Source organism: Pseudomonas sp. LjRoot277, assembly GCF_964253845.1.
Lineage (GTDB): Bacteria > Pseudomonadota > Gammaproteobacteria > Pseudomonadales > Pseudomonadaceae > Aquipseudomonas.
The window spans coordinates 3,832,817-3,854,725 of the sequence record NZ_CAXURI020000001.1 but is presented as its reverse complement, the minus strand read 5'-3'; the positions used below and the strand labels follow the sequence as shown (position 1 = coordinate 3,854,725).

The window sequence follows — 21,909 nt, the reverse complement described above, 5'->3', positions numbered from 1 at the left end:
GGTCAGCGTCCTCGGCAGGTCAGCGTCGCAGTGTATTAGCTCTCGCCGGCAAAGGCTCGTTGCAGCGCTGCGATGTCGAGTTTTTTCATCTGCAACATCGCCGTCATGGCGCGTTGGGATTTTGCCGTGTCGGGGTCTTTCATCATGTCCATCAGGGCCACTGGTACGATCTGCCAGGACACGCCGAATTTGTCCTTGAGCCAGCCGCATTGCTGGGCCTCAACGGGCCCGCCCGCGGACAGGCGCCCCCAGAAGTGGTCGACTTCTTCCTGAGTATGGCAATTGACCTGAAACGAAACCGCTTCATTGAACTTGAAAATGGGACCGCCGTTGAGGCCGGTAAAACTCTGCCCGTCCAGTTCGAAACTGACCGTCATCACCGAGCCATCGGGCCTGCCGTGAATCTCCTGACCGGCCTTGCCGTAGTGGGTGGTGGCGCTGATTTTCGAATGATCGAAGATCGCACAGTAGAACTTCGCGGCCTCCTCGGCCTGATTGTCGAACCACAGGCAGGGCGTGAGTTTTTGAACGCGGTGCATGGTGTAGCTCCTCTACGGATTACTCAGGCTGGACTTTCAGCGTAGTCAGCCTCGGGTCGTCTGGCCGTACCGTAGATCGACAAGTTGAAAGAGTTTCCTTTGTCGACGGAATCGACGGCTTCGTCGCCGGACGCAGCCTCGCGGGCTCGACAGCTGCTACACAGGGCGGGTTACTTCAGTCTTTATCGTGTGACCGGTGGTCGATGAACCTGTCTCGCCCGGTAATTTGCGCTTAGCTGAAGGGATAACCCGAGGCGCGCGTAGGTTCTGAATCGCCACAGCGACGCCCCTTCAGAACACCGTGAGTCTGAGGACATTCGCAATGCTGACCCTCAACATCAATGGCAAGGACCAGGCGCTGGATGTCCCCGCAGACATGCCGCTGCTGTGGGTCCTGCGCGATGTCGCGCACCTGACCGGCACCAAATTCGGTTGCGGCATCGCCCAGTGCGGCGCCTGTACCGTGCACGTCGATGGCGCGCCGCTGCGTTCCTGCATCACGCCCGCCACAGCGGTGGCCCACGGGCAAAAAATCCTCACCATCGAAGGCCTGTCTACCGACGGTTCGCACCCGGTGCAGCAAGCCTGGGCCGAACTCGATGTGGTGCAGTGCGGTTACTGCCAGTCCGGGCAGATCATGTCGGCCGCTGCGTTGCTGGCGAAAATTCCCAAGCCCACCGACAGCGACATCGACCAGGCGCTGTCCGGCAACATCTGCCGCTGCGGCACCTACCCACGGATCCGCGCAGCGGTCAAACGCGCCGCCGAGATCGGCTGATGCCACGTTGACGGGAGTCTGAACAATGAACAGCCTCAATCCTCTGTCACGCCGCGGTTTCCTCAAGGGCAGCGCGGTGCTGGGCGGTGGTCTGGTGGTGGCGTTTGTCATCCCCGGTGGTCATCGCTTTGCCATGGGTGCCGAGAATCAAGGCAATGTTTTCGCGCCCAATGCGTTTTTGCGGATCGGCAATGACAATAGCGTCACCATGCTGCTCGGCCATTCGGAGATGGGCCAGGGCATCTGGACCGGCCTGACCATGTTGATCGCCGAAGAACTGGACGCCGACTGGTCGAAGATCCGTGTCGAACATGCACCCGCTTCGGCCGCCGAGTATGGCCTGGCCGGGTTTGGCGGGATGCAAATTACCGGTGGTTCGACCTCGACCTGGATGGAATTCGACCGTTACCGGCAGGCCGGTGCAGCGGCGCGATTGATGTTGATCGACGCGGCGGCTAAACGCTTCAACGTCGCGCCCTCCGGGATTCGCACCGAATCGGGTGTAGTGATTGCCGGCGACCAACGCGCCACCTACGGCGAACTGGCCGATGACGCCGGCAAGCTGCCGGTACCGGATCCGGCGTCGATCAAGCTCAAGGAGTCCAAGGACTGGAAAATCATCGGCAAACCGACCAAGCGCCTGGACACACCGGAGAAAATCACCGGCCGCGCCAAGTTCGGCATGGACGTGCAGTTCGACGGCCTGATGACCGCCATGGTCGCGCGCTCGCCGGTGTTCGGTGGCAGCGTCAAATCCTTCGAAGGCGCCGAAGCGCTGGCGATTCCGGGCGTGCACAAAGTGGTGCAGGTGCCCACCGGGGTGGCGGTGATTGCCGACCATTACTGGGCGGCGAAGCTGGGGCGCGATGCACTGAAGGTCGATTGGGACCTGGGGCCGAACACCGGGCTCGACAGTCAGAAGCTGCTGGAAAGCTTCCGCAAACTCGCCGCCACCCCTGGCGCCTCGGCCAGTCAGTCCGGTGATGTCGCGGCGGGTCTGGGGAAAGCGGCGAAGACCATCGATGTCGAGTACAGCGTGCCGTACCTGGCTCACGCGCCGATGGAACCGCTCAACTGCACAGTGAAAATCACCCAGGACAAATGCGAAATCTGGACCGGCACCCAGTTCCAGACGCTGGATCAAATGGTCGCCGGTAAAATCACCGGGCTCAAACCTGAACAGGTGGAGATTCATACCGAGTTTCTCGGCGGTGGTTTCGGCCGCCGCGCCAATCCGACCTCGGACTTTGTCGCAGAAGCCGTGGAAGTCGCCAAGGCAGCGGGCGCACCGGTGAAAACCGTCTGGTCCCGGGAGGACGACATTCGCGGCGGGTACTACCGCTCGGCGTTCCTCCATCAGGCCCGCATTGGCCTCGATGCAGGCGGCCTGCCGATTGCCTGGAAGCATGTCATGGTCGGGCAGTCGATCATGGCGGGCACGTCATTCGAGGCGACCATGGTCAAGAATGGCATCGACAAGACGTCTGTCGAAGGGGTCGCCGACAGTCCTTACCTTGAGGGGTTGGCGAATCACCAGGTTGATCTGCATTCGCCGCAAACCGGCATCCGCGTGCTCTGGCTGCGTTCGGTGGGGCACACCCACACCGCGTTCGTGATGGAGTCGCTGATCGACGAACTGGCAGAGGCGGCCGGCAAGGATCCGGTCGAGTACCGACGAACCTTGCTCAAGGACCATCCACGGCATCTTGGCGTGCTGAACCTGGCCGTCGAGAAAGCCAACTGGAAGGCGCCACTGCCGGACGGCCATGCGTTGGGCGTTGCGGTGCATGAGTCTTTCGGCAGTTATGTTGCCCAGGTGGCCGAAGTGTCTCAGGACAACCTGGCAATCCGCGTGCATCGTGTGGTGTGCGCGGTGGATTGCGGCATTGCGGTCAACCCGATGAGCATCGCGGCGCAAATGGAATCGGCCATCACCTTCGGCCTCGGGTTTACCTTGCACAGCAAACTGACCTTCAAGAACGGGCAGGTGGTGCAGTCCAATTACCATGACTATCAAGTGCTGCGGCTCAACGAAATGCCGGTGGTGGAAGTGCATATCGTGCCCAGCAGCGACAAACCCGGCGGCATCGGCGAGGCCGGTGTGCCGCCCACGGCGCCGGCAGTGGCCAACGCGGTGTTCGCCCTGACCGGCCAGCGCTTGCGGGAACTGCCGCTGCAACTGTCGGGGGTGTGAGATGAAACGACATTTGATTCTTGGCGCGGTGGTGTTGATCGGCCTGATCGGCTACGCCGAGGACCTGTTCGCTGACGATAAGGAAGCGATCAAGGCGTTCGATACTGTGCAAAAGGTCTTCCAGAGCCCGCGCTGCCAGAACTGCCATATCCCCGGCGATTCGCCGTTGCAGTTCGACGCCGGAATTCCTCACGCAATGAATGTCGTGCGGGGCATGGACGGCAAGGGCGCGGCGGGTTTGCCTTGCGCTACCTGCCACGCCGAGCGTAATCCACCGGCCAGTTACGGCACTCACGCACCGCCGGGGGCGCCGCACTGGAGCCTGCCGCCCGCCGCGCACAAAATGGCCTGGATCGGTCTGCCGGCCGACCAGTTGTGCGCAATGATCAAGGATCGTTCCAGCAATGGCGACCGCGATTTCGCCGCGCTGATCAAGCATGTCAGCGACGACAAACTGGTGCTTTGGGGCTGGAACCCAGGTCAGGGAAGGGCGCCGGTCCCGGTGCCGCACGATATTTTCGTCACCCAGTTCAAACGCTGGGCAGACGCGGGAGGGCCATGTCCGGTCGTGGGCAGTTGACCGGCGGTCCGTTAACAGGGAGTCAAACCGGGTATGGACGACTCTAAGAAATATACCCGCCAATGGAGTGAGTAATGCTGATCCCAGGCAAACCGGTAAAACCAGGCGCATGCGCCGACCCGTTGCGCACGCCACTGCAGGAGCGCGAGCTGCTGCGTGACCTGGCCCGCAAGGCCGAGGAGGAGTTGATGGGCGTGCAGATGGCGAGCATGGACGAGTTGACGCTGCTCTCCAACACACACGGTTTTACAGCGCTGGCCCAACAAGGGCTGGATGTCTGCCACCAGCTGAAAAAGCCAGCGACGCTGCTGCTTTTCAATATTGATGACTTCAAACACATCAATTATCTCTATGGTCGTGCCGAGGGCGACAAAGCCCTGAAAACCTTTGCTGATGTGCTGCGAATAGCCTTTCGCGAGAGCGATGTGATCGGCCGGTTGGGCAGCGACAAATTCGTCGCGTTGCTGACTGGCTCAAGCGTTGTGGAGATTCCCGCGATCAGGGCGCGACTCGAAGAAATACTCGAAGAGCGCAATGCCATGGTGCATCGCGGTTATGACATCCACTTCAGCATCGGACAACTCGAGTGCAACCCTCAGCTTCCCGGCTCGATCGAGGAGCTGATGGCACAGGCCGATGCGTTCACTTGGCAAACAACTGAGCCACATCCTTGAATGCCTTGAACTCAAGCGCGTTACCGCAGGGATCGAAGAGAAACATCGTTGCTTGCTCACCGACCAAGCCCTGAAAGCGAATGCCCGGTTCGATCACGAATCGGGTGTCGAGGGCTTTCAACCGCTCGGCCAGAGCCTCCCATTCGTTCATCCCCAACACCACGCCAAAATGCGGCACCGGCACGTCATGACCGTCGACAGCATTGGTGTGCGCGGCTTCTTGAGAGGCGTTTTTTGGCGCCAGGTGAATGACCAGCTGATGGCCGAAAAAATTGAAATCGACCCAATGATCGCTTGAGCGACCTTCTTCCAGGCCGAACACTTGGCCATAAAAATTGCGCGCGGCAGTCAGGTCGTAGACCGGGATGGCCAAGTGAAAAGGAGAGAGTTGCATTGGATGTGCCTCGGCTGTCTGGATTCAGATTGAGTTTAGCCCTGTGCTTTTTGATTAAAAGACGATAATTTTTGCGTCGAGCTCAAATTATTTCGATCAATCGAGAACGCCATGCTGCGGGAACTGAAAACCTTCATTGCCGTGACGCGCTACGGTACTTTTGCCGCGGCCGGGATGCACATCGGCCTGACCCAGTCGGCCGTCAGCTCGCAGATTCGTAATCTGGAACAGGCCCTGGGCATTCGTTTGTTCGACCGCACCGGGCGTCAGGCGCTGCTCAATGCGGCAGGCCAGCGGGCGTTGCCGATGGCCAGGGAAATGCTGGAGACCTTCAGCCGCATGGCGGTCAGCGATGATGTCAGCGAATATCGCGGCGAGTTGAAAATAGGCGCGGTGGCCACGGCCCAGACCGGCCTGCTGCCCCAGGCATTGCTGCGACTGAGACAACAGGCGCCGTTGCTCGAGCCGAAGCTGGTGCCGGGCGTGTCGCTGAACCTGTTGAGCCAGGTGGACACCGGTGAGGTGGATCTGGCGATCCTGATCAAGCCGCCGTTCGAGTTGCCCAAAGAACTGTCAGCGCAGGTCATCCGCAAGGAACCGTTTGTATTGATCGTGCCAGCGGACCTTGAAGGCGATGAGCCGTTGCAGATCCTCGCGAGCCATCCGCACGTGCACTACGACCGCAATTCGTTTGGCGGAAGATTGGTGACGCGGTTTTTGCGTGAGCAGCAGATTGATGTGCAGGTGGCTTTGGAGCTGGATGAGCTGGAAGCCATCGTGAAGATGGTTGAATGCGGGTTGGGGGTGTCGCTGCTGCCCGAGGCGGGGCTCTGGCTTGAGCATGGGGCGAAGGTCCGGATCATCCCGTTGGGGGAGTTGACGTTCTACCGGGAGATCGTCCTGTTGCAGCGTTACAGTCAGCGCACACAGCCGATCCAGCAGCTGTTTTCCAGCTGCCTGACACAAGTCGATGGTTAATCACAAATCCCCTGTGGGAGCGGGCTTGCTCGCGAAGGCGTCGCGTCAGACAACATCAATGTTGAATGATCAATCGCATTCGCGAGCAAGCCCGCTCCCACAGGGGATTGCATCAGGCCTCAAATCGCAGGCATAAAAAAACCCGCCTCAAGAGGCGGGTTTTTAGTTGGCTAGCCGAAGATTACTCTTCGAGGCTGCCCATGGCCGTGGTGTTGAAGCCACCGTCCACGTACATGATTTCGCCACTGATGCCGGACGCCAGGTCCGAGCACAGGAAGGCGCCGGCGTTGCCGACTTCGTCGATGGTGACGTTACGACGCAGCGGGGTTTGCGCTTCGTTGGCGGCCAGCATCTTGCGGAAGTTCTTGATGCCGGAAGCGGCGAGGGTGCGGATCGGGCCAGCCGATACGCAGTTGACGCGGGTGCCGTCCGGGCCCAGGGAGCCGGCCAGGTAACGAACGCCAGCTTCCAGGGAAGCCTTGGCCATGCCCATCACGTTGTAGTTCGGCATGGTGCGCTCGGCGCCCAGGTACGACAGGGTCAGCAGGCTGCCATTGCGGCCTTTCATCATTTCGCGGCCGGCTTTGGCCAGGGCCACGAAGCTGTAGGCGCTGATGTCGTGAGCGATGCGGAAACCTTCACGGGTGGTGGCTTCGGTGAAGTCGCCATCCAGTTGGTCGCCCGGGGCGAAGCCGACGGAGTGCACGATGCAATCCAGGCCGTCCCACTTCTTGCCCAGCTCAACGAAAACCTTGGCGATTTCTTCATCGCTGGCCACGTCGCACGGGAAGCACAGGTCAGGGTTGGAACCCCAGCTTTGTGCGAACTCTTCGACACGACCCTTGAGTTTGTCGTTCTGATAAGTGAAGGCAAGCTCAGCGCCCTCGCGATGCATGGCGGCAGCGATGCCGGATGCGATGGACAGCTTGCTGGCGACACCGACGATCAGTACGCGCTTACCGGCGAGAAAACCCATGTGTTGCTCCTCTCTTTCAGGTTATTGCGCAGTGGCTGGGGCCAGGAAAGCGGCTTCCAGCAACTGCTGTGTATACGGATGTTTGGGGGCCGCAAAAATACTTTGCGCGTCTCCCTGTTCGACCACTTGGCCTTGCTTGACCACCATCAACTGGTGGCTCAGCGCTTTGACGACAGCCAGGTCATGGCTGATAAACAGATACGTCAAGTTGTACTTGGTTTGCAGTGAACGCAAAAGCTCCACCACTTGGCGTTGCACTGTCCGGTCGAGGGCCGATGTCGGCTCGTCCAGCAGAATCAACGCCGGTTTTAGCACTAATGCTCGGGCAATGGCGATTCTCTGCCGTTGCCCACCGGAAAATTCGTGGGGGTAGCGGTGCCGGGTTTCCGGATCCAGACCTACCTCCTTGAGTGCCGCAATAATCGCCAGCTCCTGTTCCGCCTCGGTGCCCATCTTGTGGATCCGCAGGCCTTCGCCGACGATCTGGCTCACGCACATCCGTGGGCTCAGGCTGCCGAACGGGTCCTGAAACACCACCTGCATCTGCCGCCGCAGCGGTCGAACCTGTTGCTGCGTCAGGCAGTCTAGCTGCTTGCCATCAAAACGGATCGCGCCTTTGCTGCCGATCAGCCGCAAAATCGCCAAACCCAGTGTCGACTTGCCCGAACCGCTTTCTCCCACAATCCCCAGGGTCTGGCCCTGAGGCAGGCTGAAATTGATTCCGTCCACCGCTTTGATGTGGTCGACGGTCTTTTTCAGAAAGCCTTTCTTGATCGGGAACCAGACTTTCAGGTCCTCGACCTGCAGCAACGGCGGGCCGATTACATTGGTCGCCGGCTTGCCGCTGGGCTCCGCTGCCAGCAGTTCCCGAGTGTACGGATGCTGCGGTGCGCGGAACAACTCTTCGCACGATGCCTGTTCGACGATGCAACCGCGCTGCATGACACATACGCGATGCGCAATTCTTCGCACAAGGTTCAAATCGTGACTGATCAGTAGCAGTGCCATGCCCAATCGGGCCTGTAATTCCTTGAGCAATTCGAGGATTTTCAGCTGAACGGTGACGTCCAGCGCGGTGGTCGGCTCGTCGGCGATCAGCAGTTCCGGCTCGTTGGCCAGGGCCATGGCAATCATCACCCGCTGCCGCTGGCCGCCGGACAATTCGTGGGGCAAGGCCTTGAGGCGCTTCTCGGGCTCCGGGATGCCGACCATTTCCAGCAGCTCCAGCGTGCGCTTGGTCGCCACTTTACCGATCAGGCCCTTGTGGGTACTCAACACCTCGTTGATCTGCTTCTCGATCGAGTGCAGCGGATTGAGCGAGGTCATCGGCTCCTGGAAGATCATCGCGATCCGGTTGCCGCGGATGTGGCGAATGGTTTTCTCTTTCAGGCTCAGCAGGTTTTGCCCGGAATACTCGATGGTCCCGGACGGATGCCGGGCGAGCGGGTAGGGCAGCAGCCGCAGAATCGAGTGGGCCGTCACCGATTTGCCGGAGCCACTTTCGCCCACCAGCGCCAGGGTTTCCCCGCGCTTGATATCGAAGCTCACGCCTTCGACCACCCGCTGAACGCGCTCGCCGACGACAAATTCGACGGCGAGGTCGCGCACTTCGATCAGATTGTCCTGATTCATTTCACTTCCTCGGGTCGAAGGCATCGCGAGCGGACTCGCCGATGAACACCAGCAAACTCAACATCAACGCCAGCACGGCAAACGCGCTCATACCGAGCCACGGCGCTTGCAGGTTGGATTTGCCCTGGGCCACCAGTTCACCCAGCGACGGCGCGCCCGGCGGCAGGCCGAAGCCGAGGAAATCCAGGGCGGTCAGGGTGCCGATGGCGCCGGTCAGGATGAACGGCATGAAGGTCATGGTCGAGACCATGGCGTTGGGCAGGATGTGGCGGAACATGATCGCTCCGTTTTGCATCCCCAACGCCCGCGCGGCGCGCACGTATTCCAGATTACGCCCTCGCAGGAATTCGGCGCGGACCACGTCCACCAGGCTCATCCATGAGAACAGCAACATGATCCCCAGCAGCCACCAGAAGTTCGGTTGCACGAAACTGGCGAGAATGATCAGTAGATACAGCACCGGCAGCCCGGACCAGATCTCCAGAAAGCGCTGTCCGGCCAAATCCACCCAGCCGCCGTAAAAACCCTGCAAGGCCCCGGCAATCACGCCGATGATCGAGCTGAGAATGGTCAGGGTCAGGGCAAACAGCACCGAAATCCGGAAGCCATAAATCACCCGGGCCAACACGTCGCGACCCTGATCGTCAGTGCCCAGCAGGTTGTCGATGGAGGGCGGCGCCGGGGCCGGGACTTTCAGGTCGTAGTTGATGCTCTGGTAACTGTAGGGGATTGGCGCCCAGAGCACCCAGGCGTCTTTGGCCTTGAGCAATTCGCGGATGTACGGGCTCTTGTAGTTGGCTTCCAGCGGGAATTCGCCGCCGAAGGTGGTTTCCGGGTAACGCTTGAGCGCCGGAAAGTACCAGCCGTTGTCGTAGTGCACCACCAGCGGCTTGTCGTTGGCGATCAGCTCGGCGCCGAGGCTCAGCCCAAACAGCAGCAGAAACAGCCACAGCGACCACCAGCCACGCTTGTTGGCCTTGAACAGTTCGAAACGTCGGCGATTGAGAGGGGACAGGTTCATCTCAATGCTCCCGGCTTTCGAAGTCGATACGCGGATCGACAAAGGTGTAGGTGAGGTCGCCGATGAGTTTCACCACCAATCCCAGCAGGGTGAAGATGAACAGCGTGCCAAAGACTACCGGGTAGTCGCGGTTGATCGCCGCCTCGAAACTCATCAGCCCGAGGCCGTCGAGGGAGAAGATCACCTCCACCAGCAACGAGCCAGTGAAGAAGATGCCGATAAACGCCGACGGGAACCCGGCGATCACCAGCAGCATGGCGTTGCGGAACACATGGCCGTAGAGCACGCGGTGATTGGTCAGGCCCTTGGCCTTGGCGGTGACCACGTACTGCTTGTTGATTTCGTCGAGGAAGCTGTTCTTGGTCAGCAACGTCATGGTCGCGAAGTTGCCGATCACCAGCGCCGTCACCGGCAGTGCCAGGTGCCAGAAGTAATCGAGAATTTTGCCGCCCATGCTCAACTCATCGAAGTTGTTGGAGGTCAGCCCTCTGAGCGGAAACCAGTCGAAATAGCTGCCGCCGGCGAACACCACAATTAGCAGGATGGCGAACAGGAACGCCGGGATCGCGTAGCCGACGATGATTGCCGAACTGGTCCAGACGTCGAAGTGGCTGCCGTGTCGCGTCGCCTTGGCGATCCCCAGCGGGATAGACACCAGATACATGATCAGCGTGCTCCACAGCCCGAGCGAGATCGACACCGGCATCTTTTCCTTGATCAGGTCGATGACCTTGGCGTCGCGGAAGAAGCTGTCGCCAAAATCAAGCGTGGCGTAGTTCTTGATCATGATCCACAAGCGTTCCGGCGCCGATTTATCGAAGCCGTACATGTGCTCGATTTCCTTGACCAGCGCCGGGTCCAGGCCCTGGGCGCCGCGATAGGCGGAGCCCGCCACCGAGACTTCGGCACCGCCGCCGGCGATGCGGCTGGTGGCACCTTCGAAACCTTCGAGCTTGGCGATCATCTGCTCCACCGGCCCGCCGGGGGCGGCCTGGATGATCAAAAAGTTGATCAGCAAAATGCCGAGCAAGGTCGGGATGATCAGCAGCAGTCGCCGAAAAATATACGCCAGCATCTGATTACTCCGTGCCCGCAGGGTCGGCTTGCAGTTTGGTTTCGACTTCTACCGCTGGTTTGGCATCGGGCTTGACCCACCAGGTGTTAATGCCGATGTCGTACTTGGGGGAGATTTTCGGATGACCGATGTGGTTCCAATACGCCACGCGCCAGGTCTTGATGTGCCAGTTGGGGATCACGTAATAGCCCCATTGCAGCACGCGGTCCAGCGCGCGTGCATGGGCCACCAGGCTTTTGCGCGAATCGGCGTTGATCAGTTGCTCGACCAACTGGTCCACCACCGGGTCTTTCAGGCCCATGGAATTGCGGCTGCCGGGTTTGTCGGCGGCGTCAGACATCCAGAATTCACGCTGTTCATTGCCCGGTGAATTGGACTGCGGGAAGCTGCCGACGATCATGTCGAAGTCCCGTGAGCGCACGCGGTTGATGTACTGCGAGACGTCGACCCGGCGGATCACCAGGTCAATCCCCAGATCGCTCAGGTTGCGCTTGAACGGCAGCAGCACCCGCTCGAATTCGGTCTGGGCCAACAGGAACTCGATGGTCACCGGTTTGCCATTGGCGTCGACCATCTTGTCATCGACGATCCGCCAGCCCGCCTCTTGCAGCAGTTGATAGGCTTTGCGCTGCTGGGTGCGGATCATGCCGCTGGCGTCGGTCAGCGGGTTCTGGAACGCCTCGCTGAACACCTGCTCGGGAATCTTGCCGCGGAACGGGTCGAGGATCGCCAATTGATCGGCGTCCGGCAGGCCGCTGGCCGCCATTTCCGAATTCTCGAAATAACTGCGGGTGCGCGCGTAGGCGCCGTTGAACAGTTGCTTGTTGGTCCATTCGAAGTCCAGCAACAGGGTCAGGGCCTGGCGCACGCGTACGTCGTGAAACACCGGGCGGCGCAGGTTGAATACAAAGCCTTGCATGCCGGTGGGGTTGCCGTTGGGGATCTGTTCCTTGATCAACCGGCCCTCGGTGACGGCCGGAATGTTGTAGGCGTTGGCCCAGTTCTTGGCTGCCATTTCGAGCCAGTAATCGAACTGCCCGGCCTTGAGCGCCTCCAGGGCCACGGTGTTGTCGCGGTAGTAGTCGGTGGTCATCACGTCGAAGTTGTAGAACCCGCGGTTCGCCGGCAGGTCCTTGGCCCAGTAATCCTTGACCCGCTCATAGCGCACCGAACGCCCGGCCTTGACTTCGCTGACCTTGTACGGGCCGCTGCCCAACGGTATTTCCAGGTTGCCCTTGGTGAAATCGCGCGTCGCCCACCAATGCTTGGGCAGCACCGGCAACTGGCCGAGGATCAGCGGCAGTTCACGGTTGTTGTTGTGTTTGAACTTGAACAGCACCGTCAGCGGATCTTCAGCGACCACTTCCTCGACATCGCTGTAGTAACCGCGGTACAGCGGCGCGCCGTCCTTGATCAGAGTCTGAAAGCTGAACACCACGTCCTCGGCGCGCATCGGATGCCCGTCATGGAAGCGCGCTTCGGGGCGCAGGTAGAAGCGCACCCAGCTGTTGTCCGGGGCTTTTTCGATCTTGCCGGCGACCAGACCGTACTCGGTGAACGGTTCATCCAGGCCCTGTTTGGCCAGGGTGTCGTAGATCATGCTGATATCGTCGGCCGCGACACCCTTGTTGATGAAGGGATTGAGGCTGTCAAAGCCGCCGAAACCGGCCTGACGGAAAATCCCGCCTTTGGGCGCGTCGGGGTTCACGTAATCGAAATGTTTGAAATCGGCCGGGTATTTCGGCGGCTCGTTGTACAGGGTCAGGGCATGTTGCGGGGCGGCACAGGCCAGCCCGGCGAACAACAGACCGCTGGCCTGCAGGAGCAGGGTGCGTACGGGTTTCATCGATCTTTCTCCGAAGATTTCAGCCACCAAGCGCTCAGGCCCAACGTGTAGGGCGGCGTGGTGACGAAGGCGAACCGGTTGCGGTAGGCCAGGCGGTGATAATTGAGGTACCAGTTGGGAATGATGTAGTGCTGCCACAGCAGCACCCGGTCCAGGGCCTTGCCGGCGGCGACCTGTTCATCGCGGGTCTGGGCGGCGAGCAATTGTTCGAGTAAATGGTCGACCACCGGATTGGCGATGCCGGCGTAGTTTTTGCTGCCCTTGACCCCGACCTGGCTGGAATGGAAGTACTGCCATTGTTCCAGGCCCGGACTGAGCGTCTGGTTGAGGGTCATCAGGATCATGTCGAAATCGAACTGATCGAGGCGCTGTTTGTACTGGGCGCGATCGACCGTGCGCAGCCGCGCATCGATGCCGATGCTGGCGAGGTTCTCGACGTAAGGCTGAAGGATGCGCTCCAGGTTCGGGTTGACCAGCAGGATCTCCAAACGCAACGGTTGGCCAGCGGCGTTCTGAACATGCTGGCCGCTGAGCTTCCAGCCGGCCTCGGCAAGCAGGCTCAGGGCTTTGCGCATGGTTTCCCGGGGGATTCCGCGCCCTTGGGTCTGCGGCAGGCTGAACGGCTCGGTGAACAGCTTGGCGGGCAACTGCTCGCGATACGGCGTGAGCATCAGCCATTCATGGCCGACCGGAAGGCCTGTCGCGGAGAACTCGCTGTTGGGGTAGTAACTCATGGCGCGCTTGTAAGCGCCGCTGAACAGGGTGCGGTTGGTCCACTCGAAGTCGAACATCAGGCCCAGCGCTTCACGGACTTTGGTTTCGGAGAAGGCCGGGCGCCGGGAATTCATGAACAGACCCTGGCTCTGGGTCGGGATCTGATGCGGGATTTGCGCCTTGATGACATCGCCGCGCCGTACCGCCGGGAAGCTGTAGCCGTTGTCCCAGTTCTTCGCCTGATGCTCGATGTAGATGTCGAATTCGTCGGCCTTGAAGGCTTCGAACGCGACGTCACTGTCGCGGTAGAACTCGACTTCCATGCGATCGAAGTTGTATTTGCCGCGATTGACCGGCAGGTCCTTGCCCCAGTAATCCTTGACCCGTTCGAAAATGATCTGACGCCCAGGCTCTACCGACGTAATGCGATACGGTCCGCTGCCCAGTGGCGGTTCGAAGGTGGTGGCCTTGAAGTCACGACCTTTCCAGTAATGCTGGGGCAGCACCGGCAATTCGCCCAGGCGCAGGATCAGCAACGGATTGCCGGCGCGCTTGAAGACGAAACGAATGCGCTGCGGGTTGAGGATGTCGACCCGCGACACTTCCTGAAGGTTGGTGCGGTATTGCGGATGGCCTTCCTTGAGCAGCAAGCGGTAGGAAAACGCCACGTCATAGGCGGTAATCGGCGTGCCATCATGGAAGCGCGCTTCGGGGCGCAGGTTGAACACCACCCAGCTGCGGTCTTCGCTGTATTCCACCGATTGGGCGATCAGACCATAGCTGGAGGTCGGCTCATCGCCGGACGGCGCGTACTGGCCGGTGCCGACCATCAACGGTTCATTGAGCTCGTTGATGCCGTATTGCAGGAAGTTCGGCGTGGAAACCGGACTTGAACCCTTGAAGGTGTAGGGATTGAGCGTATCGAAGGTGCCAAACGCCATCACCCGCAACGTACCGCCCTTGGGCGCTTGCGGGTTGACCCAGTCGAAGTGGGTAAATCTGGCCGGGTACTTGAGCGTGCCGAACTGCGCATAACCATGGCTTTCGCTGATCGTCGCGCTTGCGGGGGAGCTCAAGGCCAGGCTGATCAGGAGCAGGAGGAGGGGACGCTTCAAGTCAGGGATCCGATCCAGGCGGCTTGGGCTTTGTGGCCCGTACAGTAACAGCTTGTATCGACAGGAAAAAGACGGGACTTAATGCAGGGTTAATTGTTGATGGATTGGCCTGCACACGCGAACCTGTGGCGAGGGAGCTTGCTCCCGCTGGGTCGCGAAGTGGCCCCAAAACGGGTATGCGGTGATTGATGACACAGCGTGTTGCAGATTCAGCGGTTGCTGCGCAACCGAGCGGGAGCAAGCTCCCTCGCCACAAAAGCGTTCGTCATTACATCTCAAAAAAAAAGCCCCTGAAATCGGGGGCTCATTTTAGCGTGGGGAAGCCACCGTCAGCATCTGACCAGGCTTCAGCGCCTGGCCGACACGCGGGTTCCAGCGCTTGAGGTGTTGCATTTCAACGTTGAAACGCTTGGCAACCATGTACAGCGAGTCGCCTTGCTGGACCTTGTATTGGGTCTGCGGCTTCTGTTTGTCAGCGTTGCTGTTTGCTTTGCTGTTCGCGGCTACGACAGTGTTGACGCGTCCGGAAGAGCGCTTGGCCGTGTCCTGCATGACCAGTGTCTGGCCGACCTTGAGGTTCTTGCCGGTCAGCTTGTTCCAGCGCTGCAGGTCCTTGATGTCGACTTTGTTGGCCTTGGCAATGGTGCCGAGGTTGTCGCCGCGTTTAACGCGATAAGCGCGTTTGAGACTGGCAATTTCGGAGTCGTCCGAGCCTTCGAATACCGGCTTGAGCGGCTTCTTGCTGATCAACTCTTCAGGGCGCATGGTCGACAGACTGGCAGTCAGCAGCTGCGCCTTGGACGTTGGCACCAGCAAATGCTGTGGACCGTCGATGGTGGTGCGCTGCTTGAAGGCCGGGTTGAGCTGGAACAGTTCGTCTTCGTCGATGTTAGCCACCGCGGCGACCTTGGACAGGTCCATGCGCTGGTTGATTTCGACGACCTGGAAGTACGGTTCGTTAGCGATCGGGTTCAGGTTCACGCCGTAGGCTTCAGGTGCCAGCACCACTTGCGACAAGGCCAGCAGCTTCGGCACGTAGGCCTGGGTTTCGGCCGGTAGCGGCAGGTTCCAGTAATCGGTCGGCAAGCCGAGCTTTTCGTTACGCTCGATGGCCCGGCTTACAGTGCCTTCGCCGGCGTTGTAGGCCGCCAGGGCCAGCAGCCAGTCGCCGTTGAACATGTCGTGCAGGCGGGTCAGGTAATCCATGGCCGCGGTGGTCGAGGCGGTGATATCGCGACGGCCATCATAGAAACGGGTTTGACGCAGGTTGAAGTAACGCCCGGTGGAAGGGATGAATTGCCACAAGCCAACCGCGTCGGCCCGGGAATAGGCCATCGGGTTGTAGGCGCTTTCAATCACTGGCAGCAACGCCAGTTCCAGCGGCATGTTGCGTTCTTCAAGGCGTTCGACGATGTAGTGAATGTAGAGGCTGCCGCGTTCGCCGGCGTTTTCGAGGAAGGACGGGTTGCTGGCGAACCACAGGCGCTGTTGCTCGATGCGCGGGTTGACGCCCACGTTGTCCTGCAACTGGAAGCCCTGGCGCATGCGCTCCCAGACATCTTGTGGAATTTGCGGCGTCGGTTTTTCGCTGAGCCAGATAGGTTTCTGCTTGGCCCGGGCGGCGATGTTCGGAGTGTGTGCCGCGTCGGTCTGCGGCACATGGCTGGAACAGCCCGCCAGAGTGGCGGACACAGCCACCGCAATGGCTTGAGCCAAGCGGGTCAATGCGTCTGAATTGATGGCTTTACGAATAGATGACGACATTGGCTGGAAGTAAGTTCCGGGCAAAAATGTCGGGCGATTCTAGAAAGCGTACCCCCTGCGGTCAACCATTCAGAATTTTTGTACCAGCGTGATGGCCACTTAGAACTTATCTTTCCAGGCACGTAGGGCAGCAAAAACCGCACTCGGAGCCCGGTTTTGGGTTCCATTCCGTTCGTCCATTTTTTCTTTAACGGATGTTTCGTCGACACGCAAAAACGGGTTGGTAAGCTTTTCAAGCGCCAGAGTAGAGGGCAGCGTCATGATCCCTGCTTCACGTTGTACGGTGACTTTTTCCAGACGTGCGGCGGTGTCCGGATTGCCTGGTTCGACCGCTGCGGCAAACTTCAGGTTGCTCAGGGTGTACTCGTGAGTGCAGTAGATCAGCGTATCTTCAGGCAGCGCGGCGAGGCGGGTCAGTGAGGTATGCATTTGCTCCGGCGTGCCTTCGAACAAGCGTCCGCAACCGGCAGCGAACAGGGTGTCACCGCAGAACAGCAAACCGTGATGGTAATAGGCGATATGCCCCAGGGTGTGGCCGGGGACGGCAAAGACATCGAAGTCACAGCCCAGCACGCTGACGCGGTCGTTGTCCTTGAGCGCCACGTCCCGCAGCGGGATGGTTTCGCTGGCCGGACCGTAGACAGTCGCGTCTGTCGCTTTTTTCAGCTGCTCGACGCCGCCGACGTGGTCATGATGATGGTGAGTGATCAAAATATCACTCAACACCCAACCCGGATGCGCTGCGAGCCAGGCCTGCACTGGCGCGGCATCGCCCGGATCGACCACGGCGCAGCGCTGGGTGCGGTGGTCTTGTAATAACCAGATGTAGTTGTCGGTGAAGGCGGGCAGGGCACTGATCTGTATCATCGTCGGATTCGCCAAGCAGAAAACAATGGCGCATCTTAGAACTTCCTGGCGCGTTGGAGAATGCAATGACCGATAAAGCGTTCGCTCAGGCTGATCCTGAATGGCTGACATTGATCAGCGCGGCCCGTGAATGGCTGTCTGGCCCCATCGGGCAATTTCTGCTGGACGAAGAACGTCGCATGCTCGAAGACGAGTTGGGACGGTTCTTCGGTGGCTACCTGGTGCATTACGGCCCGTCGGCCCAGACGCCGCCGTCGGCGCCGCAAGTCCAGCGCAATGTGCGGCTCGGTGCGCCGTTGCCGGGTGTCGAGATCGTCTGCGAAGAGCAGGCGTGGCCTTTGAGCGAGCATGCCGCCGATGTGGTGGTGTTGCAGCATGGGCTGGATTTCTGCCTGTCGCCCCACGGTCTGCTGCGCGAAGCGGCGAGCAGCGTGCGGCCCGGCGGGCATCTGCTGATCGTCGGGATCAACCCCTGGAGTACCTGGGGCTTGCGTCACGTTTTTGCTCACGACGCCTTGCGCAAGGCTCGCTGCATCTCCCCGTCGCGGGTCGGTGACTGGCTGAACCTGCTGGGTTTCGCGCTGGAGAAACGCCGCTTCGGGTGCTATCGTCCGCCGCTTGCGTCACCCGCCTGGCAGGCTCGTCTGGCCGGTTGGGAGCGCATGGCCGGTGACTGGCAACTGTCGGGTGGCGGCTTCTATTTATTGGTGGCGCGCAAGATCGTGGTGGGCCTGCGGCCCGTCCGTCAGGAGCGGCGCGAACCGATGGGCAAGCTGATTCCATTGCCGATGGCCAAGGTCAATCGTCGCCGCATCGATCCGTAATACACTTTTTATTTTCCCGGCCGGGCTTGCCCTGGCCTCGGGCATCGTCGATCACCGATCATCGAGCCACCGCATTTTCTGGATAGATTGGCATGAGCGATAGCGTAGAACTCTTCACCGACGGCGCCTGCAAAGGCAATCCTGGTCCTGGCGGCTGGGGCGCTTTGCTGGTGTGCAAGGGCATTGAAAAAGAACTGTGGGGCGGCGAAGCCAACACCACCAACAACCGCATGGAGCTGATGGGCGCGATCCGCGGCCTGGAAGAACTCAAGCGTTCCTGCGACGTGCTGCTGGTCACCGACTCGCAGTATGTGATGAAAGGCATCAACGAGTGGATGGACAACTGGAAGAAGCGCGGCTGGAAAACCGCCGCGAAAGAACCGGTGAAAAACGCTGATCTGTGGAAGCTTCTGGATGAGCAGGTCAATCGCCACAACGTTACCTGGAAATGGGTGCGTGGCCACATCGGTCACCACGGCAACGAACGGGCTGACCAATTGGCCAACCGTGGCGTGGATGAAGTGCGCGGTTATAAACAGGCTTGATACCGGAACTACCGATGCACCGCGTCGCGCCATTCGCGAGCAGGCTCGCGAATGGGTACAACATGGTGTATCTGAAAGACCCCGGCGGGCGTGTTAACATCGCCGCTTTTGCACGAATGACCCGTTGAGAGCTGAGCACTGATGGCCACCAGATCCGTTGTACTCGATACCGAAACCACCGGCATGCCGGTGACCGACGGCCACCGGATTATCGAAATCGGTTGTGTCGAGTTGATCGGTCGGCGCCTGACGGGCCGGCATTTCCACGTTTACCTGCAACCGGACCGCGAGAGTGATGAAGGCGCCATTGGCGTCCACGGCATCACCAACGAATTTTTGGTCGGCAAGCCGCGCTTCACTGAAGTGGCCGATGAGTTCTTTGAATTCATCAAGGGTGCGCAGCTGATCATCCATAACGCGGCGTTCGACGTTGGCTTCATCAACAACGAATTCGCCCTGATGGGCCAGCATGATCGTGCGGACATCACGCAGCACTGCTCGATCCTCGACACCCTGATGATGGCCCGGGAACGTCACCCGGGGCAGCGCAACAGTCTCGACGCCTTGTGCAAGCGCTATGGCGTCGACAACTCCGGTCGTGAACTGCACGGCGCCTTGCTCGACTCCGAGATCCTCGCCGACGTTTACCTGACCATGACGGGCGGCCAGACCAGCCTGTCCCTGGCCGGTAATGCTTCCGACGGCAATGGTTCCGGGGAAGGTGCGGACAATTCCGCCACCGAGATCCGCCGTCTGCCGGTCGATCGTCAACCGACACGTATCATTCGTGCCAGCGAAGATGACCTGGCCCAACACGTGGCACGCCTGGAAACCATCGCCAAATCCGCCGGCGCCCCATCGCTCTGGCAGCAACTGGCCGAGGCCAAGGCTCAGGCGTAGGCGCTTCGGAAAAAGATCGCAGCCTCGTTTCACTCGACAGCTCCTACGGGTTACGCATTCCGTTGTAGGAGCTGTCGAGTGAAACGAGGCTGCGATCTTTTGATCTTGATAAGGCGTACCGCGCCCGATGACCCATTTTAGGGCATCACGCTCGCCACATGCGCTCGAACCCTCTACCCTGAGGTGATTGGCGGACCACGGTCTGCCGCCTCAGGACACTGAGCCCCATGTATAAAGATTTGAAATTCCCGGTCCTGATCGTCCATCGCGACATCAAGGCCGACACCGTCGCCGGTGATCGCGTGCGTGGCATCGCCCGGGAGCTGGAGCAGGAAGGCTTCAGCATTGTCTCGGCGGTGGATTACACCGAAGGGCGTCTGGTCGCCTCGACCCATCACGGTCTTTCCTGCATGTTGATTGCGGCCGAAGACGCAAGCACTCACTCTCATCTATTGCACAACATGGCCGAGCTGATTGGCCTGGCGCGGGTGCGCGCGCCCGACTTGCCAATCTTCGCACTGGGTGAGCAGGTGACCCTGGAGAACGCTCCGGCCGACGCCATGGCCGAACTCAATCAGCTGCGCGGGATTCTTTATCTGTTCGAAGACACCGTGCCTTTTCTGGCCAGACAGGTCGCTCGAGCGGCACGCAAATATCTGGATGGTCTACTGCCGCCGTTTTTCAAAGCGCTGGTGCAGCACACGGCTGACTCGAATTATTCCTGGCACACGCCCGGCCATGGCGGCGGTGTGGCGTACCACAAGAGCCCGGTAGGTCAGGCGTTTCACCAGTTCTTCGGGGAAAATACCCTGCGATCCGATTTGTCGGTGTCGGTGCCGGAACTCGGCTCTTTGCTCGATCACACTGGTCCGCTGGCAGAAGCGGAGGCCCGTGCTGCCCGCAATTTCGGCGCCGATCACACTTTCTTCGTGATCAATGGCACATCGACCGCCAACAAAATCGTCTGGCATTCAATGGTTGCTCGCGATGACTTGGTGTTGGTGGATCGCAACTGCCACAAGTCGATATTGCACTCGATCATCATGACTGGCGCCATCCCGCTGTACCTGTGCCCGGAGCGCAATGAGCTGGGGATCATCGGTCCGATTCCGTTGAGCGAATTCAGCCGCGAATCGATTCAGGCCAAGATCGACGCCAGCCCGCTGACCAAGGGCCGGGCGCCCAAGGTCAAGTTGGCGGTGGTGACCAATTCGACGTACGACGGCCTCTGCTACAACGCTGAGCTGATCAAACAGCAGTTAGGCAACAGCGTCGAGGTCTTGCACTTCGATGAGGCCTGGTACGCCTACGCGGCGTTTCACGAGTTCTTCGCCGGACGTTACGGCATGGGCACGTCCCGCAGTGACGACGGCCCGCTGGTGTTTACCACCCATTCCACCCACAAACTGCTGGCGGCGTTCAGCCAGGCGTCGATGATTCACGTCCAGGACGGCGGCGCGCGGCAGCTGGATCGGGATCGCTTCAATGAAGCGTTCATGATGCACATCTCCACCTCACCGCAGTACAGCATCATCGCTTCGCTGGATGTGGCGTCGGCCATGATGGAAGGCCCCGCCGGGCGTTCGCTGTTGCAGGAAATGTTCGACGAAGCGCTGAGTTTTCGCCGGGCGCTGGCCAATTTGCGCCAGCACATCGCCGCTGACGATTGGTGGTTTTCCATCTGGCAGCCACCGTCGGTGGAAGGCATCAATCGTGTGGTCACCGATGACTGGCTGCTGGAACCCGACGCCGACTGGCACGGCTTTGGCGACGTGACCGACGACTACGTGCTGCTTGATCCAATCAAGGTCACGTTGGTGATGCCGGGCCTGACGGCTGGCGGCGCCCTTAGCCCGCGCGGGATTCCGGCGGCGGTGGTCAGCAAATTCCTTTGGGAGCGTGGGCTGGTCGTTGAAAAGACCGGGCTGTATTCGTTCCTCGTGCTGTTCTCCATGGGCATCACCAAGGGTAAATGGAGCACACTGCTGACCGAGTTGCTGGAGTTCAAGCGCAGCTACGATGCCAATGTCAGCCTCGCGACTTGCCTGCCGTGCGTGGCGCAAGAGAATGTCGCTCGCTATCAGGGTATGGGTTTGCGCGATCTGTGCGATCAATTGCACGCCTGCTACCGCAGCAATGCCACGGCCAAACACCTCAAGCGCATGTACACCGTGCTGCCGGAAATCGCCATGAAGCCTTCTGACGCCTATGATCAATTGGTGCGTGGCGAAGTTGAAGCGGTGTCGATCGATGCTCTGAATGGGCGGATCGCCGCTGTCATGCTGGTGCCGTACCCGCCGGGGATTCCGTTGATCATGCCCGGCGAGCGCTTTACCGAGTCGACGCGCTCGATCATCGATTACCTGGCATTTGCGCGCACGTTCGATAGCAGCTTCCCGGGGTTTGTCGCTGATGTGCACGGATTGCAACACGAAGACGAGGGCAATGGACGGCATTACACCGTTGATTGCATCAAGGAATGAGGACCTTTCC

At 60.1% G+C, this 21,909-nt stretch carries 19 protein-coding genes; 9 read left to right on the top strand and 10 right to left on the bottom strand.

Features of this window, described 5'->3' with window-relative positions; all coding sequences use genetic code 11:
* Positions 1 to 35: 35 nt before the first annotated feature.
* Positions 36 to 539, bottom strand: a complete 504-nt coding sequence (locus tag ACSQ87_RS18080; RefSeq protein WP_223430838.1) for a VOC family protein — start codon at positions 537 to 539, stop codon at positions 36 to 38.
* A 322-nt stretch (positions 540 to 861) separates the two neighbouring features.
* On the opposite strand from ACSQ87_RS18080, the gene ACSQ87_RS18075 reads away from it, so the two are divergent.
* The 4 genes from ACSQ87_RS18075 to ACSQ87_RS18060 all read left to right on the top strand — a co-directional run bounded on the left by ACSQ87_RS18075 (position 862) and on the right by ACSQ87_RS18060 (position 4,765).
* Positions 862 to 1,317, top strand: a complete 456-nt coding sequence (locus tag ACSQ87_RS18075) for a (2Fe-2S)-binding protein (RefSeq protein WP_046048854.1) — start codon at positions 862 to 864, stop codon at positions 1,315 to 1,317.
* A gap of 25 nt (positions 1,318 to 1,342) precedes the next feature.
* The gene (locus tag ACSQ87_RS18070) at positions 1,343 to 3,511 is read left to right on the top strand and encodes a molybdopterin cofactor-binding domain-containing protein (protein WP_436273986.1); all 2,169 of its coding nucleotides are present in this window, start codon (positions 1,343 to 1,345) and stop codon (positions 3,509 to 3,511) included.
* Between the two features lies 1 nt (position 3,512).
* Entirely contained in the window at positions 3,513 to 4,091 is a 579-nt protein-coding gene (locus ACSQ87_RS18065; RefSeq protein WP_223430835.1) for a hypothetical protein, read from the top strand.
* 74 nt (positions 4,092 to 4,165) lie between these two features.
* Complete coding sequence (locus ACSQ87_RS18060; RefSeq protein WP_223430834.1) at positions 4,166 to 4,765, top strand: GGDEF domain-containing protein; 600 nt, start codon at positions 4,166 to 4,168, stop codon at positions 4,763 to 4,765.
* On the opposite strand, the gene ACSQ87_RS18055 is transcribed toward ACSQ87_RS18060, so the two are convergent.
* Complete coding sequence (locus ACSQ87_RS18055) at positions 4,734 to 5,159, bottom strand: VOC family protein (protein WP_140679075.1); 426 nt, start codon at positions 5,157 to 5,159, stop codon at positions 4,734 to 4,736. The genes ACSQ87_RS18060 and ACSQ87_RS18055 overlap by 32 nt on opposite strands.
* 111 nt (positions 5,160 to 5,270) lie before the next feature.
* On the opposite strand from ACSQ87_RS18055, the gene ACSQ87_RS18050 reads away from it, so the two are divergent.
* Positions 5,271 to 6,137, top strand: a complete 867-nt coding sequence (locus ACSQ87_RS18050) for a LysR family transcriptional regulator (RefSeq protein ID WP_436273985.1) — start codon at positions 5,271 to 5,273, stop codon at positions 6,135 to 6,137.
* Positions 6,138 to 6,318: 181 nt separating this feature from the next.
* Here ACSQ87_RS18050 and fabI read toward each other — a convergent pair whose 3' ends face one another.
* The 8 genes from fabI to gloB form a co-directional block, all read right to left on the bottom strand.
* Positions 6,319 to 7,113 (bottom strand): enoyl-ACP reductase FabI, encoded by a 795-nt coding sequence (gene fabI / locus ACSQ87_RS18045; RefSeq protein WP_008152082.1) that lies wholly within the window; start codon positions 7,111 to 7,113, stop codon positions 6,319 to 6,321.
* A gap of 21 nt (positions 7,114 to 7,134) precedes the next feature.
* Positions 7,135 to 8,745, bottom strand: a complete 1,611-nt coding sequence (locus tag ACSQ87_RS18040) for an ABC transporter ATP-binding protein (RefSeq protein WP_436273984.1) — start codon at positions 8,743 to 8,745, stop codon at positions 7,135 to 7,137.
* Between the two features lies 1 nt (position 8,746).
* Positions 8,747 to 9,766 carry an ABC transporter permease gene (locus tag ACSQ87_RS18035; protein ID WP_223430831.1) on the bottom strand — a complete coding sequence of 340 codons (1,020 nt, stop codon included), beginning with the start codon at positions 9,764 to 9,766 and terminating at the stop codon, positions 8,747 to 8,749.
* 1 nt (position 9,767) lies between these two features.
* Positions 9,768 to 10,841, bottom strand: a complete 1,074-nt coding sequence (locus ACSQ87_RS18030; RefSeq protein WP_223430830.1) for a microcin C ABC transporter permease YejB — start codon at positions 10,839 to 10,841, stop codon at positions 9,768 to 9,770.
* A gap of 4 nt (positions 10,842 to 10,845) precedes the next feature.
* On the bottom strand, positions 10,846 to 12,687 hold the full coding sequence (locus ACSQ87_RS18025; RefSeq protein ID WP_436273983.1) for an extracellular solute-binding protein: 1,842 nt from the start codon (positions 12,685 to 12,687) through the stop codon (positions 10,846 to 10,848).
* Positions 12,684 to 14,516: an extracellular solute-binding protein gene (locus tag ACSQ87_RS18020; RefSeq protein WP_436273982.1), complete on the bottom strand. Its 1,833-nt coding sequence runs from the start codon at positions 14,514 to 14,516 to the stop codon at positions 12,684 to 12,686. The genes ACSQ87_RS18025 and ACSQ87_RS18020 overlap by 4 nt, the downstream gene beginning before the upstream one ends.
* A gap of 309 nt (positions 14,517 to 14,825) precedes the next feature.
* Positions 14,826 to 16,280, bottom strand: coding sequence for a transglycosylase SLT domain-containing protein (locus ACSQ87_RS18015; RefSeq protein ID WP_436273981.1), 1,455 nt, complete (start codon positions 16,278 to 16,280; stop codon positions 14,826 to 14,828).
* A 99-nt stretch (positions 16,281 to 16,379) separates the two neighbouring features.
* A complete protein-coding gene (gene gloB / locus ACSQ87_RS18010) occupies positions 16,380 to 17,147 on the bottom strand; it encodes a hydroxyacylglutathione hydrolase (RefSeq protein ID WP_436273980.1) in 768 nt (255 codons plus the stop codon).
* A 65-nt stretch (positions 17,148 to 17,212) separates the two neighbouring features.
* Here gloB and ACSQ87_RS18005 point away from each other — a divergent pair, with 65 nt between their 5' ends.
* The 4 genes from ACSQ87_RS18005 to ACSQ87_RS17990 all read left to right on the top strand — a co-directional run bounded on the left by ACSQ87_RS18005 (position 17,213) and on the right by ACSQ87_RS17990 (position 21,899).
* On the top strand, positions 17,213 to 17,971 hold the full coding sequence (locus ACSQ87_RS18005) for a methyltransferase domain-containing protein (RefSeq protein WP_436273979.1): 759 nt from the start codon (positions 17,213 to 17,215) through the stop codon (positions 17,969 to 17,971).
* 92 nt (positions 17,972 to 18,063) lie between these two features.
* Positions 18,064 to 18,516, top strand: a complete 453-nt coding sequence (gene rnhA / locus ACSQ87_RS18000) for a ribonuclease HI (protein ID WP_008152099.1) — start codon at positions 18,064 to 18,066, stop codon at positions 18,514 to 18,516.
* Positions 18,517 to 18,657: 141 nt separating this feature from the next.
* Positions 18,658 to 19,416 (top strand): DNA polymerase III subunit epsilon, encoded by a 759-nt coding sequence (gene dnaQ, locus ACSQ87_RS17995; protein WP_008152101.1) that lies wholly within the window; start codon positions 18,658 to 18,660, stop codon positions 19,414 to 19,416.
* A gap of 227 nt (positions 19,417 to 19,643) precedes the next feature.
* Entirely contained in the window at positions 19,644 to 21,899 is a 2,256-nt protein-coding gene (locus ACSQ87_RS17990; RefSeq protein ID WP_436273978.1) for an Orn/Lys/Arg decarboxylase N-terminal domain-containing protein, read from the top strand.
* The last annotated feature ends 10 nt before the right edge of the window (positions 21,900 to 21,909 follow it).

Excerpts from the sequence above, each read along its gene's own strand:
- ACSQ87_RS18080 (WP_223430838.1), bottom strand. The coding sequence starts at position 539 with ATGCACCGCGTTCAAAAACTCACGCCCTGCCTGTGGTTCGACAATCAG.
- ACSQ87_RS18075 (WP_046048854.1), top strand. The coding sequence starts at position 862 with ATGCTGACCCTCAACATCAATGGCAAGGACCAGGCGCTGGATGTCCCC.
- ACSQ87_RS18070 (WP_436273986.1), top strand. The coding sequence starts at position 1,343 with ATGAACAGCCTCAATCCTCTGTCACGCCGCGGTTTCCTCAAGGGCAGC.
- ACSQ87_RS18065 (WP_223430835.1), top strand. The coding sequence starts at position 3,513 with ATGAAACGACATTTGATTCTTGGCGCGGTGGTGTTGATCGGCCTGATC.
- ACSQ87_RS18060 (WP_223430834.1), top strand. The coding sequence starts at position 4,166 with ATGCTGATCCCAGGCAAACCGGTAAAACCAGGCGCATGCGCCGACCCG.
- ACSQ87_RS18055 (WP_140679075.1), bottom strand. The coding sequence starts at position 5,159 with ATGCAACTCTCTCCTTTTCACTTGGCCATCCCGGTCTACGACCTGACT.
- ACSQ87_RS18050 (WP_436273985.1), top strand. The coding sequence starts at position 5,271 with ATGCTGCGGGAACTGAAAACCTTCATTGCCGTGACGCGCTACGGTACT.
- fabI (WP_008152082.1), bottom strand. The coding sequence starts at position 7,113 with ATGGGTTTTCTCGCCGGTAAGCGCGTACTGATCGTCGGTGTCGCCAGC.
- ACSQ87_RS18040 (WP_436273984.1), bottom strand. The coding sequence starts at position 8,745 with ATGAATCAGGACAATCTGATCGAAGTGCGCGACCTCGCCGTCGAATTT.
- ACSQ87_RS18035 (WP_223430831.1), bottom strand. The coding sequence starts at position 9,766 with ATGAACCTGTCCCCTCTCAATCGCCGACGTTTCGAACTGTTCAAGGCC.
- ACSQ87_RS18030 (WP_223430830.1), bottom strand. The coding sequence starts at position 10,841 with ATGCTGGCGTATATTTTTCGGCGACTGCTGCTGATCATCCCGACCTTG.
- ACSQ87_RS18025 (WP_436273983.1), bottom strand. The coding sequence starts at position 12,687 with ATGAAACCCGTACGCACCCTGCTCCTGCAGGCCAGCGGTCTGTTGTTC.
- ACSQ87_RS18015 (WP_436273981.1), bottom strand. The coding sequence starts at position 16,280 with ATGTCGTCATCTATTCGTAAAGCCATCAATTCAGACGCATTGACCCGC.
- gloB (WP_436273980.1), bottom strand. The coding sequence starts at position 17,147 with ATGATACAGATCAGTGCCCTGCCCGCCTTCACCGACAACTACATCTGG.
- ACSQ87_RS18005 (WP_436273979.1), top strand. The coding sequence starts at position 17,213 with ATGACCGATAAAGCGTTCGCTCAGGCTGATCCTGAATGGCTGACATTG.
- rnhA (WP_008152099.1), top strand. The coding sequence starts at position 18,064 with ATGAGCGATAGCGTAGAACTCTTCACCGACGGCGCCTGCAAAGGCAAT.
- dnaQ (WP_008152101.1), top strand. The coding sequence starts at position 18,658 with ATGGCCACCAGATCCGTTGTACTCGATACCGAAACCACCGGCATGCCG.
- ACSQ87_RS17990 (WP_436273978.1), top strand. The coding sequence starts at position 19,644 with ATGTATAAAGATTTGAAATTCCCGGTCCTGATCGTCCATCGCGACATC.